This window comes from Peptoanaerobacter stomatis, from assembly GCF_000238095.2.
In the GTDB taxonomy this organism is placed as follows: domain Bacteria; phylum Bacillota; class Clostridia; order Peptostreptococcales; family Filifactoraceae; genus Peptoanaerobacter; species Peptoanaerobacter stomatis_A.
Genome location: NZ_JH815225.1, coordinates 1,064,629 through 1,079,857 on the forward strand (window position 1 = coordinate 1,064,629; position 15,229 = coordinate 1,079,857).

The 15,229-nt window shown below is 29.8% G+C and carries 16 protein-coding genes and 1 riboswitch; of the genes, 7 read left to right on the plus strand and 9 right to left on the minus strand.

The annotated features are described in order from the left end of the window. Positions 1 to 9: 9 nt before the first annotated feature. The 7 genes from HMPREF9630_RS04555 to HMPREF9630_RS04585 all read right to left on the minus strand — a co-directional run bounded on the left by HMPREF9630_RS04555 (position 10) and on the right by HMPREF9630_RS04585 (position 5,909). A complete protein-coding gene (locus HMPREF9630_RS04555) occupies positions 10 to 360 on the minus strand; it encodes a hypothetical protein (protein WP_009527364.1) in 351 nt (116 codons plus the stop codon). A 6-nt stretch (positions 361 to 366) separates the two neighbouring features. Beyond that, on the minus strand, positions 367 to 1,659 hold the full coding sequence (locus tag HMPREF9630_RS04560) for a DUF1576 domain-containing protein (RefSeq protein ID WP_009527365.1): 1,293 nt from the start codon (positions 1,657 to 1,659) through the stop codon (positions 367 to 369). 271 nt (positions 1,660 to 1,930) lie between these two features. Continuing rightward, positions 1,931 to 2,812, minus strand: a complete 882-nt coding sequence (gene sdaAA / locus HMPREF9630_RS04565) for an L-serine ammonia-lyase, iron-sulfur-dependent, subunit alpha (protein ID WP_009527366.1) — start codon at positions 2,810 to 2,812, stop codon at positions 1,931 to 1,933. 73 nt (positions 2,813 to 2,885) lie between these two features. Further along, complete coding sequence (sdaAB, locus tag HMPREF9630_RS04570) at positions 2,886 to 3,551, minus strand: L-serine ammonia-lyase, iron-sulfur-dependent subunit beta (RefSeq protein WP_009527367.1); 666 nt, start codon at positions 3,549 to 3,551, stop codon at positions 2,886 to 2,888. 351 nt (positions 3,552 to 3,902) lie between these two features. After that, complete coding sequence (locus HMPREF9630_RS04575; protein WP_009527368.1) at positions 3,903 to 4,463, minus strand: biotin transporter BioY; 561 nt, start codon at positions 4,461 to 4,463, stop codon at positions 3,903 to 3,905. An 89-nt stretch (positions 4,464 to 4,552) separates the two neighbouring features. After that, entirely contained in the window at positions 4,553 to 5,233 is a 681-nt protein-coding gene (locus tag HMPREF9630_RS04580) for an MBL fold metallo-hydrolase (RefSeq protein ID WP_009527369.1), read from the minus strand. 172 nt (positions 5,234 to 5,405) lie between these two features. Next, the gene (locus tag HMPREF9630_RS04585; RefSeq protein WP_009527370.1) at positions 5,406 to 5,909 is read right to left on the minus strand and encodes a GNAT family N-acetyltransferase; all 504 of its coding nucleotides are present in this window, start codon (positions 5,907 to 5,909) and stop codon (positions 5,406 to 5,408) included. A 400-nt stretch (positions 5,910 to 6,309) separates the two neighbouring features. Here HMPREF9630_RS04585 and HMPREF9630_RS04590 point away from each other — a divergent pair, with 400 nt between their 5' ends. The 6 genes from HMPREF9630_RS04590 (at position 6,310) to dprA (ending at position 11,658) form a co-directional block, all read left to right on the plus strand. Continuing rightward, positions 6,310 to 6,753: a S1 RNA-binding domain-containing protein gene (locus tag HMPREF9630_RS04590; protein WP_009527371.1), complete on the plus strand. Its 444-nt coding sequence runs from the start codon at positions 6,310 to 6,312 to the stop codon at positions 6,751 to 6,753. Positions 6,754 to 6,812: 59 nt separating this feature from the next. Next, positions 6,813 to 6,909, plus strand: a riboswitch (TPP riboswitch). A 62-nt stretch (positions 6,910 to 6,971) separates the two neighbouring features. Next, positions 6,972 to 7,733 carry an ABC transporter ATP-binding protein gene (locus HMPREF9630_RS04595; protein ID WP_009527372.1) on the plus strand — a complete coding sequence of 254 codons (762 nt, stop codon included), beginning with the start codon at positions 6,972 to 6,974 and terminating at the stop codon, positions 7,731 to 7,733. Then, a complete protein-coding gene (locus tag HMPREF9630_RS04600; protein WP_009525931.1) occupies positions 7,726 to 8,472 on the plus strand; it encodes an ABC transporter permease in 747 nt (248 codons plus the stop codon). The genes HMPREF9630_RS04595 and HMPREF9630_RS04600 overlap by 8 nt, the downstream gene beginning before the upstream one ends. Then, a complete protein-coding gene (locus HMPREF9630_RS04605) occupies positions 8,469 to 9,518 on the plus strand; it encodes an ABC transporter substrate-binding protein (protein ID WP_009527373.1) in 1,050 nt (349 codons plus the stop codon). The genes HMPREF9630_RS04600 and HMPREF9630_RS04605 overlap by 4 nt, the downstream gene beginning before the upstream one ends. A gap of 171 nt (positions 9,519 to 9,689) precedes the next feature. Next, complete coding sequence (gene thiW / locus HMPREF9630_RS04610; RefSeq protein ID WP_009527374.1) at positions 9,690 to 10,181, plus strand: energy coupling factor transporter S component ThiW; 492 nt, start codon at positions 9,690 to 9,692, stop codon at positions 10,179 to 10,181. A 400-nt stretch (positions 10,182 to 10,581) separates the two neighbouring features. Next, a complete protein-coding gene (dprA, locus tag HMPREF9630_RS04615; protein WP_009527375.1) occupies positions 10,582 to 11,658 on the plus strand; it encodes a DNA-processing protein DprA in 1,077 nt (358 codons plus the stop codon). Positions 11,659 to 12,083: 425 nt separating this feature from the next. Here dprA and HMPREF9630_RS04620 read toward each other — a convergent pair whose 3' ends face one another. Beyond that, positions 12,084 to 12,311 carry a hypothetical protein gene (locus HMPREF9630_RS04620; RefSeq protein WP_040465181.1) on the minus strand — a complete coding sequence of 76 codons (228 nt, stop codon included), beginning with the start codon at positions 12,309 to 12,311 and terminating at the stop codon, positions 12,084 to 12,086. Positions 12,312 to 12,800: 489 nt separating this feature from the next. Beyond that, on the minus strand, positions 12,801 to 14,276 hold the full coding sequence (locus HMPREF9630_RS04625) for a hypothetical protein (RefSeq protein ID WP_009527376.1): 1,476 nt from the start codon (positions 14,274 to 14,276) through the stop codon (positions 12,801 to 12,803). 140 nt (positions 14,277 to 14,416) lie between these two features. On the opposite strand from HMPREF9630_RS04625, the gene HMPREF9630_RS04630 reads away from it, so the two are divergent. Next, positions 14,417 to 15,217 carry an IS30 family transposase gene (locus tag HMPREF9630_RS04630; protein WP_009527377.1) on the plus strand — a complete coding sequence of 267 codons (801 nt, stop codon included), beginning with the start codon at positions 14,417 to 14,419 and terminating at the stop codon, positions 15,215 to 15,217. Positions 15,218 to 15,229: the final 12 nt, after the last annotated feature.

Genomic DNA, 15,229 nt, shown 5'->3' on the forward strand with positions numbered 1-15,229 from the left:
AAAATTCTCCTACTGATCTAATCTTTTTCTTAAAAAATCCATTTTAAGCTCATCACCTTCATAATATATCTCGGCAATATCTACCATTATTGCTACAAGTCCGAGTTCTTCAGACGCATTGCCTTCTCCCGCCAAAGCCCAATAATATTGCTCCGTTTCAACTTCTCTGTGTGTAGAGTTCAAAAAATTACGAAGTTCGACAAGTTCTTTTTCACTCAGTTTTATATTTTGAGAAGTGGTTTGAATCATTGTATATTTAGGCAATTTTTCAACTTTTATATTTATATCGGTAGCATTTTTACCTAACAGATAAGTCAGTACCTCGTCTACAATTTTAGATACTTTTTTATTTTCATACATATTATTTTACCTTCTTTCTCCTACTTTAAACGAATCCAAAATAGGTACAACAGTCATAGCTATTATACCCCCTGATAATCCGTTGTTATACAGATTGAGCCCGGCATGAAGAGAACCGATGTTGGCAACAAGTGCAAGATGCAGAGGGCCTATTAAAAGTCCGTATATGAATCCGTATTCTCCGACTATTGGAGCAAGAGTGGTTCCAAAAAGTCCGGATATTATTATGGTTGTTGTTGACAAGTCCGTACTGAGCATCTTTGACGATATAGCCACACCGATCATTATTGAAATTGTATTTCTCGGATGTTTTCCAAGCGCTCCGAATCCCACAACGGTGAGAAGAGCCGCTATTGTCGGTCCATTTATACTTCCGCCCATAAGTATTATATAAGCTATTGATATTAATCCTAAAAAGCCCATATTTACAAGAGTTATAGGAAAACCGCAAAGCCTTGTATAGTCTGTAATAAGCCTTCCTGAATATGACATTAGTTTCGAATATCCGCTGAAGTCTTCATTATTATGCGAATATCCTATTAATATCAATGCCAAAAAATACATCACAAACATAACTAAAAGACCATAGTCAAAATTTAAGTTTACTATATTTTTAGGTGATACACGCTCTCCAAATACATTCAATATGGAATTTATCACTATCGCCATAAATCCTGCTGCAAAGCCTGTATTATATACATTATAACCTGAATGTGCCATAAGCATTCTTGACGATACTTCAGGCATAACATAACCTATAAAAATTCCTATTGAATAAGACAATATCACCGCCGCTATAACATTTATCGCAAATGTATGTGCCATAACAGATATTATAGGCGCAAGTGCGGTAGTATACATTGAAGTAACTATAACATTTTTGAAATCTACCTTATGTGTTTTTGCATATATATATCCACCTATGTAAAACGGCCATATATTGTATATATTTTTGCCGACAAAAGCAAAGCCTGTTATCAAAAAAAGTGCGGATATTATTATACCGTTTAACTTCAAATCAAATTTTCTAAGTATATATATATTTATAAGTGTTACTATTCCTGAGTTGAATAATCCTGCCCCTATTGAAGATATCTGCGTATAATCCGTTGCAAATACATCATTAGCTAATATTATTGTCCATAATCCTTTTACTATCTGTACAGGATTGTTATAGAAAAATGATATTATTATCATACTTACAGGTAATATAGCAACAACTGAATATTGCAAATCTTTTTTCAAAGGATTTTTATTCGTAGGCAGCCAAAAAGAAATTTTTTCAAAAAGTTTATTCAAGATAAATTACCTCATTTCTTAAAAGTATTAAGATAAATATTAAAGAAAAACAGCAAATGTATGTGTTTTATAAATTATTATATCATACAAACTCATAACTTATCTATCATTTTTTTAAGAAAAACAACTTTTTTTGAATAATATTTTTAGAATTAATTCACTTTTATATAAAAAGTATATAACATCATAAAAGTATTATAGATTTTGTATAATAGTTCTATGAAGTCATTTATAATTTTTATTCTTATTTTTTAATTTTCTTGTTTTAAGTTTATTTATCAAACTTAGAAAAATATACATTTCTTATATTACAAGCTGTTTCTGTTCCTGCTATACCACCTATTCCGGTTTCTCTAAGTGAAAGAGGTAATGCACTTCCGACTATGTTTGCAGCTTTCATAACTTCCTCAAAAGGAACAACAGATTTTACACCTGCCAAAGCCATATCCGCACATAGCATAGCATTTATTACGCCTGATGAATTTCTGAAAGCACAAGGATATTCAACAAGTCCGGCAACAGGATCACATACAAGTCCCATAACATTTAAAAGTGCAAAAGAACCTGCGTGAAAACATTGCTCCACACTGCCTCCCAACATCTGAACAAGACCTGCAGCCGCCATAGATGCAGCTGAACCGCATTCTGCTTGGCAACCGCCTTCTGCACCTGCGAATGTAAAATATTTGCCTATTATCTTGCCTACAAAACTTGATGTCAAAAGTCCGTTTATAAGAGTGTCTTTATCAAGGTCAAATTTTATTTTTGCAGACATAAATGCCGCCGGCAATATGCCTGATGCTCCGGCAGTAGGTGCAGCCACAATCTTACCCATAGATGCATTCACTTCTATTGTTGAAAATGCCATCGCCATTGCTCTTGTAACATCATCTCCACAAAATGATTTTCCTTTTTTATAATAATCATTCATCTTTTTAGCAAATCCGTCTATCATGCCCATATTCGTAACACTTTCTTTTTCCAAAAAATTAGAAGAAGACTTGTCCATGACATCGAGCATCTTATAAAATTCTGTTCTTATATATTCTTCACTTACATTATTTTTATTCATCTCATCTTCGATTGCCAAATGATAAAGATGTATATTCCTGTCATTACATTCTTTTATTATATCTTTTGCAGTATACTGCATATATCCTCCTAAAAATTTTTATGTCCACTTATTTTTGCGAAAATTGCAAGTAAAATTTTATATAAAAATATAATCAATATCCGCCTGATATATACTTTGTAAGCAAAAACCTGTCGTTATGCAATATCTGAGACTTTATATTGTCATCCACCTCTTCACTAATCTCTACAAGTAGTGTCACAACGCCATCACTCTTGTCTGTAAGCATCTTTTCTATATTATATCCGTTTTCTGCAAGCAAAGTTGAAACAAATGATATAACTCCTTTTTGCTCAGTATATTTCAGTATTATTGTAGGAAATTCGTTTGTAAAATCGGCTTTTAATCCGTCAACATCTATAATTTTGATATTCCCTCCGCCTATTGAAGAACCTATTATATACGAAATTCTTCCATCTTTGTATTCCATTTCTACTTTCACACTGTTTGGATGAACATCACCAAGGTCAGTTTTTATAAACTTAAACGGTATATTGTTCTGTTTTGCAATTTCAAAAGAGTGTCTTATTCTCTCATCATCAGGCATCATGCCTAAAACACCTGCCACAAGAGCTTTATCTGTACCATGTCCTAAATACGTTTCTGCAAATGAACCATGAAGATAAAAAGTCACTCTTATAAAATCTTTACCACACATTTTTTTTGCAAGCCTGCCGATTCTAACAGCTCCGGCAGTATGTGAACTTGATGGACCTATCATTATTGGTCCCATCACGTCAAAAATACCATAATCAGCCATATATCCCTCTTTTTTTATAATTTCTTATATTGATACACAAATTACACTATATTAATCACATATAAAAATATAATTCGAATAAAAATGATATCATTATAAATTTATTATATCATAAGAGTTATCAATTTACTACAATATAATGATTTGTTATTTTCAGGGGAATTTTATTTTTTAACACTAAAAAATGGCTATTTTCAACAAAACATTGAAAACAGCCATTTAATTAACATATCATACTAATGCCTAATTAAATAGTAATATAATAAAATGCTAAATTGAATGTATTTGATTAATGGCACTCGCATCTTTTATATTTTAGTGCTATACGATATTTTAAAATAGGTTTTAGTACTAATTAATATTTGGAAGTCTTGATGCAACTTTTGCAGACAATATAGCAGATAAAGTATCCGTTGGAATAAAAATAATTACAGCTCCTTTTAATAAATTGAACAATGCTACTGTTTTACCTGCAATTACAGTCGAAACAAAATATAAATGTATAAAACCTAATGTATATACAAATACAAGCCCAATCATATTAGCTATAAAATAATTTTTAAAGTTTTTTTCTTTATTTTCGCTTAATTTTCCTATAACAAAAGCTGCTATTGCAAAGCCTACCAAATATCCAAACGTAGGTTTGAAGATGTATGATATTCCTCCACCTTGAGTAAAAACAGGAAGTCCTATAAGCCCAAGCACTAAATAAACAGCCACACTTGTAAATCCTAAATTACTACCAAGCACAAGACCTGCCATCGCTACGAAAAACCATTGCATTGTAAAAGGCACAGGTGGTAACGGCACTTTTATAAACGCCCCTACACAAACAAGTGCTGAAAATAATGAACACATAACCACAGCTTTTGTATCAAACTTTTTTTTACTAATATTTTTTGTTTCTTGCATTGTAAACTCTCCTTAAATATATATTTGACATTTAGCATTATATTACTTTTTCTTTTAAATGTCAAACATTATTTTTTATACAGTTTACATTATATATCAAGCTCTATTATTTGATTTTTATTTTGTATATCGTATATTGTTGTATCTTTGTATATAGGGGTATATACGTCTTTAAATTTAGTCGTTATGCTGTAATCTTCCCAAAAGTGCATAGGAAGAAAATTTTTAGGTTTTAACTGTAATATTTGTTTTCCGCCCAAATCATATTGCCCTGCTTGTCTTGGATCCACCAAGAAAAACGCTATATCCATTTTTATGTTTTTTATCTTATCTATTTCTCTTACAAATCTTGCATGCATATCATTTTTTTGCATAATACTGTCTTCCATTTCCCAGTACCAATCATTTAAATCTCCGGCAAAAAATATATTTTTACCTAATATATTTATCATAAATGCAACTCCGGCATCTGTTGAATTAAGTGTAGTTATCTCCATTTCATCAACTTTTATCTTTTCATCATGCTTTACAAAAACCACATTATCCTCATTGCAACGTACATCTTTTGATATTATATATTTTTTTACTTTTTCTTTATAATCAAATATTTTACTGCTATAATGGTCACCGTGTGCATGAGATACAAAAAAATACACATTTTTATCTTTAGGTATATTGAGATGTCCTTCAAAATAATCAAATATTAAAAAATTATTTTCAATTTCTAAAGTATAACAACTGTGGTGTATATATTCTATTTTTACTCTCATATAAATCTCCTTTTCATACTTAATATTAGTTTAATCAATGGATACAATATATAAGATTTTTACTTTAAGTATACTTATATAAAACTCTTAAAAACAATAATATCCATCATCATATTATTTTTTTAGCATCAAATTATGAATTGTCTTATTTTTTTACATAATATATTCCATTTTATATTATTCTACCCATATTAACTGCATCATAAAACTTGCCGTCTATAAATAAACTTCTCTTTTCAATCCCTTCTATCACAAACTCGAATTTTTTGTAGAAATTAATTGCATTGGTATTTTCTTTTACCACCTGCACATTTATTTTACCTATTACATCACATTCATATGCGTAATCTATTGCTCTTTGCATTAAATTACTGCCTATTTTTTGATTTTTATACGAGCTTAACACTCCTATTCCAAGTGTACAGCTGTGATAGTTTCTTACCCTGTTTCCACCGTATAAATATATCAAACCCGCCAATTTTTCATCATCAAAGGCACCTGACAAATAACAGTTGTCATTCATATTAAGTCTGTTTATGAAATTGATTTGCTCTTCATCACTTACATTATAATCACTTGATGTAAACGGGTAATAGTTGCTCTCATCAGATAATTTTTTTATCATATCCGTTAAAATTTTATGTTCTTCTACTTTTATATCTCTATATATAATCAAACTCCCATACTCCTTACAAATTTTTTTATTCTGATATCTGTATTAAACTGATAGATATTTTCCGCTTGTACTTTTATAAGATTTTTTATCTTTGTGAAAATCAATAAAAAATAATGCTAAACCTTGTTTAATATAAAACTCTAATTAAATTATAATATCATTAAAATATTATAATTTTTCAAAGCAATAAATATATAAATTCAGAAATATTATAATCGGTAATAGTGTTTAGTATAAATAATATCTTATAATGCTTATTCTAACATAAAAAATTCAAACCATAAACTATTTTTGCAATAAAGTATATTAAAATATTGCATTTTTTTGCTCTGATATGATATAATATTTTACATATTTGATTTATACATGAAAATTTTACATATTTAGGAGCGATTATTTAATGTCTAATGTTTTAAAAGTTGGTAATATTGTTGATGGTAAAGTTATAAATGTTAAGCCTTATGGTGCTTTTGTATCCATCGGAAGTGACAAAAAAGGTCTTGTGCACATATCTCATATATCAAATGATTTTGTAAAAGATATAAATGAATTTTTACATCAAGGAGATGTTGTAAAGGTCAAAATTTTGAGCATGGACGACGACGGAGGAAAAATAGCTCTATCCTTAAAAGACGCTAACAGCGAGCTTAAAATAGAACAGACTTCTCAAGAGGATATAAAAGAGGATAAAGTTATAGAAGTTCACCACAAAAGCTTTGCCACTTCAAACGATAGAGTCGCCAATGATGAAAAAAAGACAAAAACATTGGAGGAATTACTGAAAGAATACAATAAACAAGCAAATGACAGACAGGTTGATATAAATAAAAGATTGAAGAGATAAATTTTTAATAAAATATTCATTCTAAAAATTAAAAGTATTGTAATAATTTAAAACTTAATAATCATTGCTGGGGGAGCTTTGTGCTGAGAGAGTATTACTCGACCCTTGGAACTTGATGCGGTTAATACCGACGTAGGGAAGCAAATTTTTATTTTAAGCATATAACTTTGTGTACCTACGATGGTATTGCAAAGTTTTTTTATTTTGAGGAAATTTATATGAACATATTGGAATTTGAAGACGTATCTTTTTCATATGAAGGATACGGACCTACTATACAAAACCTATCATTTACAATAGACAAACCGAAATTTGTGAGCATAATAGGTGCAAGCGGTTGCGGTAAAAGCACGATATTCAAACTTATATTGTCACTGCTTCATATGCAAAGTGGCAGCATATTTTATAAGGGTAAAAATATAAACACACTTAGGAGTTATGCAGGTTATATGCCTCAAAAAGATTTGCTTTTTCCTTGGAAAAACATAAAAAACAACCTATCCATACCAATGGATATTAAAAATATACCTAAAAAAGAAAAAGAAAAAAAAATATCATCTATCTTGGAAGATATAGGACTGTCAGATGTAGCTGAAAAAATGCCTTATGAATTATCAGGAGGTATGCGCCAAAGAATATCTTTTGCAAGAACTATATTGACCGATTCCGATTTGTTGCTGTTCGATGAACCTCTTTCAGCTCTCGATTATATCACAAGAATACAAATGCAATCGTGGTTACTTGATAGACTAAATAAATTCAGCGATAAGACTGCTATATTTATAACACACGATGTTGAAGAAGCTATATTTTTGTCAGATACAATACTTGTCGTTAAAGACGTACCTATAAAAGAATTAATAAGGGTAGATGTACCTCTTTCGAGGAACAGAACAAGAGATATGCTTGACACAACAGAAATGATAAATCTTAAAAATAATATATTATCTATGCTTAAAAACGGAGGCGCAAATGAATAAAAAAAATCTTCCGTCAATTATAATAAACATCTCCTTACTTATATTATGGCAAGTGCTTGCAAATATAATAAACGCACATTATATTTTGCCGTCACCGCTTCAAATATTACAAAAAATTTGGGAACTGAGAATTCCGTTATTTACTGTACATTTACCTTACACAATGCTTATTACATTTTTAGGATTGCTAATATCTATAATACTCGGCTTGTTTTTTGCTATAATAATGGACTTGTCAGAAACAGTAAAAGACGCTATATATCCGATAATAATAGCATCTCAAACTATACCTACAACTGCAATAGCACCTCTTTTCATACTGTGGTTCGGTTATGGTATATGGAGTAAAGTTGTAGTTACAGTACTCATAACTTTTTTCCCTATAGTAATAGCTACATATGACGGTTTCAGATATACAAAATCAGAAATGCAAGAATTGTTATTTACATATGGAGCAAGTAAAAGACAAATATTTTTTATGCTCAAAGTAAATACAGCTATACCAAACTTCTTTTCTGCAATAAAAATGGCTGTGCCTATGAGTATAATAGGAGCAGCAATCGGAGAATGGTTAGGCTCACAAAGTGGACTTGGATATTTCAGCAAAAGAATGCTCACACAACTTGACGGAGCCGGAGTATTTGCTCCGATAATAATATTGTCTGTTGTTGCTATGACAATAGTATACATAATAGATTTTTTAGAAAAAAAACTAATCAAATGGAGGGACAAGATATGAAAAATATCAAAAAATTATTAATCATTTTTACATCTATTCTTATGATTTTTATGCTGAGTGCTTGCAAAAGCGAAAACAAATCCGCAAGTGAAGACGCAAAAAAAACACAAACGGCGAGTGAAGACAAAAAACAAGACTTGCAAGAAGTAAATGTAGTGTTGGACTGGTATCCAAATGCAGTACACAGCTTCATTTATGATGCGATAGAAAAAGGATATTACGAAAATGAAGGCTTAAAAGTAAACATAATATTTCCGTCAAACGCAAATGACGCAATATCTCTAACTGCCGCAGGAAAAGCACAGATAGGAATATATTATCCTCATGATGTAATACAAACATATGCAAATCAAGATATACCGATAAAAGCTATAGGTTCAATTGTACAAAAACCTCTTAACATAGTCTTGTCATTAAAAGAAAAAAATATTACCAAACCCGAAGATTTTGTAGGTAAAACTATAGGGTATGCCGGCACTCAATTAAGCGAAGATATGATAAAATCAATGGTAAAATCTCGAGGATTAGATCCAAACTCTGTAAATTTATTAGATGTAGGTTTTGAACTTATGACAGCTATGACAACAAACAAAGTAGATGCAACCATAGGTTGTCTTGTAAATCACGAAGTACCTCAAATGGAAGAAGAAGGATTTGAATTAAATTATTTTTCAGTAGATGAATACGGTATGCCGTCATTTCCGGAGCTTGTATTCGTTACAAGTGATGACTATATAAAAAACGATAAAGAAATGCTCGTAAAATTTTTAAATGCCTCAAAAAAAGGCTTTGAAGATATGAAAAATAAACCTGATGAAACGTTAAAAATACTGCTTGACAATCAAAATGAAGAAAATTTCCCACTATCACAAACTGTAGAAGAAAAAAGTATGAATACCTTATTACCGTTAATGGAAACAGACACTGACAAATTCTTGTCACAAAATAAAGAGGATTGGCAAAATACTATAAATTGGATGAAAGAACAAGAAATAATCAAAAAAGATATACAAGTAGACGAAGTTGTAGTAGATTTAGTAGATTAATTTTTTAATTAAACATCAATACTAAACACTATTTAATCTAAGATATGTTCAAATATATTTTGCCCTATGCACTCTTTTCTAAATATCTGCACAGCATCTATTTATAAAAGCGTTAACAGTCTACTCAAAAAACAATTTGAGCATTATATAAAAAATAAAAGGAGACCTGAAATGAATACCAGAAAATTAAGCTACAGTGCCTTATTTGTAGCACTTGGAGTCATATGTTCGCCATTTAATATTCCGCTCGGATTTGCAAAATGCTTTCCGGTTCAACACCTTATAAATGTACTTACAGCTGTATTATTAGGTCCGCTATACGCTGTTATGTCCGCTTTTACGACTTCACTTATAAGAAACCTGTTAGGCACAGGAAGTTTATTGGCATTTCCAGGAAGTATGATAGGAGCATTCCTTGCCGGTATGCTTTATCAAAAAAGCAAAAAAATTTCATTCGCATTCTTGGGAGAAATAATAGGTACAGGAATAATAGGTTCGCTTGTTGCATATCCTGTAGCATTGTTTTTTATTGGAAAAGAAGTCGCAATCTTCACATTTGTATTGCCATTTAGCGTATCTACAATAGGCGGAAGCATATTTGCCTTAATATTGTTAAAATCACTCGAAAAAACAAATATTTTAGACAAACTTCATATCGCATAGATTTATACTAAAAGCAAATACAAAAAATAGTATTGCATACATCTAATAAAACATAACAAATATTTATGAAGCACTCAGTATAAATTATCTGTTATTCTATTAGATATCAGCATTATAATTTTACAGTATCTCAAAAATGCTTTAAATCACATTAAAACGGTTTAAAGCATTTTTTCATTTTTTAACAAAATATAAGCTAAATATGATATAATCAAGATATATTTAGAATAAATAATTTATACTGACTGATTAATGAAAGTTCATCATTATACTGAAATCTTATAGAATACATGGAAATTTATAATAATTAATCTTTAAAATAAAATATTTATATTAATCTTGTATAATTATTTATCCATAATTTTATTAGATAGCAGTATCCATTAATAAAGGGGGATTTATGAGTAAGGTTGTACAGTTTTTATCAGAATTTTATAATATGCCAATAGCAGATATACTAAAATTATCTAATAATATAAAAGATGATGAACTCTATAAAATAAATAACCATACGATAAAATCTATTCTCCCTGACTTTGATTTATCCAAGTCGAATATAGACAAGTATAAAGAAGTTTTAAATAAAATTGATGAGGAAAATTATAAAAATAACATAGATTTTATCACATTTGCAGATGAAAAATATCCTCAAATTTTAAAAAATATAAAAAATTTTCCTAAAGTTTTATATTACAAAGGTAACGCTGAATTATTAAATTACAAAAGAAAAATAGGTGTAGTTGGTAGCAGAAAACCTACACCGTACGGCAAATTTGTCACAACATCCCTCGTGAAAGACCTTATCCAAAATGATTTTTGCATAGTAAGTGGCTTTGCAAGCGGAATTGACTCCATTTCACACAAATCAGCCATAGAAAATGGAGGTAAAACGATATGCGTTTTCGGTACACCTATAAACAAAATATATCCGGCATCCAATAAAAAATTATTTGAAGAAGTGTTATTATCAAACAGTTTGATAATTTCAGAACAACATTGTTTAAAATCATCTTTACCGGCATATTTTGCACTCAGAAACAGAATAATAAGCGGCCTGTCAACAGGTCTGCTCGTTACAGAGGCAGGTGCAAAAAGCGGTACATTGATTACAGCAAATTATGCAATGGAGCAAGGAAAATATATATTCGCCGTACCCGGTAATATAAATTCTTCAAACTCAATAGGAACAAATTCACTCATAAAAGATGGTGCTTGTATGACTACAAGCATTTCCGATATATTGTTTGAATACGGTTATGAACAAAATCTGCAAATAGCAGATGAAACCTATGATGATTTATCCCCTCTTGAAAACAGTATATATACACAAGTCAAAAATGCAGGCAGCTGCCATGCAGAAAAAATCGCAATGTCACTATCATTAAGCATACAAGACGTAATATCTATATTAAATATACTTGATATAAAAGGCTATATATCATATGACGGCTTCATGGCAAATTACAAGATCAGATGATTTATTATTTGTACTAACACTAAGAACCTATTATAAAATTTCCAATTTTTATATATTTGACTTTAAAAAATATAATTTTTTAGATATATAATTATGATACAGTTTTAATTAAAATGTACTCAAATTACTATATTAAAATAAAGTTTTTTATAATTCTACTCTTTTCAAAAATGTTACGCTTTCTATGTGGCTCGAATGGTCTGAATTGATAACAAATATAATTTTTGAAATCTTGGGTTGTCGGAAACATATCGTAATATTTACAAATATCATTATATACGAAAAAAGCAACATAGGAGATTAGAAAATTTGATTTTTCATATTGTATTTGTTGCTTTTTATAATTTTCTTTTTATATTTTCGAAACAATTACCCGTACCTATGTTTTATTTCGTACTTGGAGATACAAATTTTAATTTATCTCACTAAATATTAATCGTAGACCATCCAAAATCATTTACAAATACCCCAATCAAACTATTCTCATTGTAAATTGGTTTATCCCAAAAAAGTACTGTACTCTTTTTTATATATTCTTTTCCTTTGTAAGTATACTTGTATTTTATACGGTATGGATGGCTTCTATTTACTTTAATAATATCCCTATAAACTTTTATAACATTGCCTTGAACAAAAGAGCCCTTTGATTTCAATTTTTTTCCACCTTAGTTTTAATTATGGAAATTATAAAATTTATAATTCCCATAATTAAAAGTACTGCATAGCTAATGCGAAAATCTGAAGCAGGTTCAGATGAACATCTGACAAATTCCAATACAACCATCATAAGTCACAACGTTGTAAACAAAAAAGCATAGAACTGTTCAACATATTTAAACATTTTTTTCAGTATCCTTTCAATAATTTCTAATTTAATTAATCATATTATATAATATTATTTATGTATTTCAATACTTTATTTGCTTACTGGGTATAATCTTTGATATAAATACGACTTCTGCACAGTAGCCTGCTACCAATCTAACTTCGCTTTCACTCATTCTCTTGGGCAGACTTTACGTGAGACATATCAGCTATTAGTTTGCATCAATTTTGGACTTAACTATAGGTATTTGATAATATATCTTAAAACCTTTTAACTATAGTATTGATTTTGCACTCACCTCTTTATCTTAAAATAACTACGTATTCTTGATATTCAAACATTTTTTATATAATTCACTTCTCCTTACTAATTCAAATAAACCAGCACTTGTACAATTTAATTTATCCAAGTCATCGTTAATCCAAAAATTTCGATTTTCAAGAAGATTTATATTTATCCTATGAATTGCACTCTTACTCTCATAGTTACCAATAAGTGAACCTCCCAACTCCATATCATCAATTACAAGAATAAACGACAGTTCATGTCTCAATCCAACAAGACTCATTGTTGAACCAAGCAATTGCATCTTTGTACCATCAGTACTATCATTAATTTTTTTTATTAATTTGCTTATTTCATCATTATAATATATCCTGTCTGGTGAAATATTGTAACCACATGCACGTTTGTCATCTTCATCTTGCCCAAAACACTCCTCAAGTAATTCTCGAAATACTGCTTTTGTAATAGAATAATTGTCCCATTGTGCATCGTAATCAACACAATCATTCATAGCTTCAAAGCCACCAGATGGTATGAACTGCAAGAAACCTGGTTTAATTACAACATTCTCGGAACGACGAATTCTCAATACATCATATTCTTTACTGTGATTTTTAATCAGCACAAAAACCTGCACTCCAAGTAAAGAAGATCTATTTTTACCTGAGGTAAGAACATCACATTCATTTTCAAAATTAGTATGAATATAATTTCTTATTGGCAACTCTTTAAGTATCTCTTTACCGCATTTTTCTTTAATATTCAAATGATATTTTCTATCTTTAATATATAATTTGTACAATTCATATTCCAGAACATGACTTGTCTTCAAATTATTCTCATAATTTCCTACATATGAATCTAAATACCACTCTACCTGATTATTCTTCTTCTCCTGATCATTATTCGTATAAAATATAATTTCATCAAGCATATATCCGAGCCTCTTAGGATATTTTATTGTTTGATTAATAAGCCTATAATATCTTTTTATAAAGCCTTTATACTTTTTTTGAATACCAGGATATTTTTCCTTAGATATTTTTTCCTTTCTTTCAAGATGATCACTATCCTTTGGACAAATATCTTTAAAAGGAAAATCTACTGGTTTAGTACTAATAGTTATCGCTTCATATTCTTTAGTATCCCCCTCACAAAAACTTACCTGAGCAAAGGCAATCTGAGGAACATCTTTGTATCCTTTAAACTGCTCAATTAATAAAGCATTTTTTTCATTAATCAACGGCTCATATATTTTTTTCATAATTGCCAATTGCCAAGATAAAAAGTCTTTCTCATATAATTTTTCATTATATTTTTTTCTTAAATGCGAATATATTAGAGTATCTAAGTGTTTTCTAAAATCAAATATTTTTTTAATAAGGTTTGTAATCTTATCAAAATCATCTGATATATTCAAAATAAGGAACACCAAAAATGCAATACTGGTTAAAAGTTTTGCAGTTTGTGGAAAATAACTTGTGACAAGCGAAATAAAATTCTCCATTATACTTACTACCTCTCCGTTTATTTAATGATTTTAGGTTTACAATATAAGTGCAACACCTAACAAAAAAATAATGACTCATAAAACAAAAACTTGTATAATAGAGTTTGCGAAAACAAAATACAAGGAGTTGATATTTTATGAGTCATTACACTCATCTTAGCATAGAAGAAAGAGAAAAGTCAAGAGTTATGTTAGAACAAGGTTCAAGTATACGTGCTATAGCACGTATACTTGGTCGTTCGCCCTCAACTATATCTCGTGAATTTAATCGTAATTCATACGCTAACGGCTCTTATGCCGCTCATCATGCTCAAAAAAAGTATCTTAAAAGAAAATCTAAATGTGGTAAAAAAGCTATATTACAATCTAATGAACAAGCTAAAAACTATGTTATTGATAGACTTAAGTCTATGTGGACTCCTGAGCAAATATCAGGTAGAGCAAAGTTAGAAAAACAACCTTTTAGTATTTCATATAACACTATTTATAGAGCTGTCCATTCAGGTATTTTACCTATAGATATAAAGAAGAAAATGAGATTTATGAATAAACATAAAAAACGTAAATCTTCTAACGATAACAGAGGTAAAATACCCAACACCATTAATATTTCTCAAAGACCAAATGGATGTACTAACAGAAGCAGATTTGGTCACTTTGAAAGTGATACAGTGCTTGGTATGAGAAAAACAGGTCTACTTGGAACTCACGTAGAAAGAAAGTCAGGTTTTCTTGTAGCTTTTAAGTTAGAAACAAAAACAGATACTGAGTTTAGTTATAAGACCATTCAAGCTTTTGAAAACATACCTAAAAGACTTAAAAAGAGCTTCACAGTAGATAACGGTAAAGAGTTTGCAATGCATGAATACATTAAGGTGGGTGCAAGTGTGTACACTTTTTCTTGTTATCCATACCCTAGTGTCAACTCTCATCTATAGATATGTTCCCAC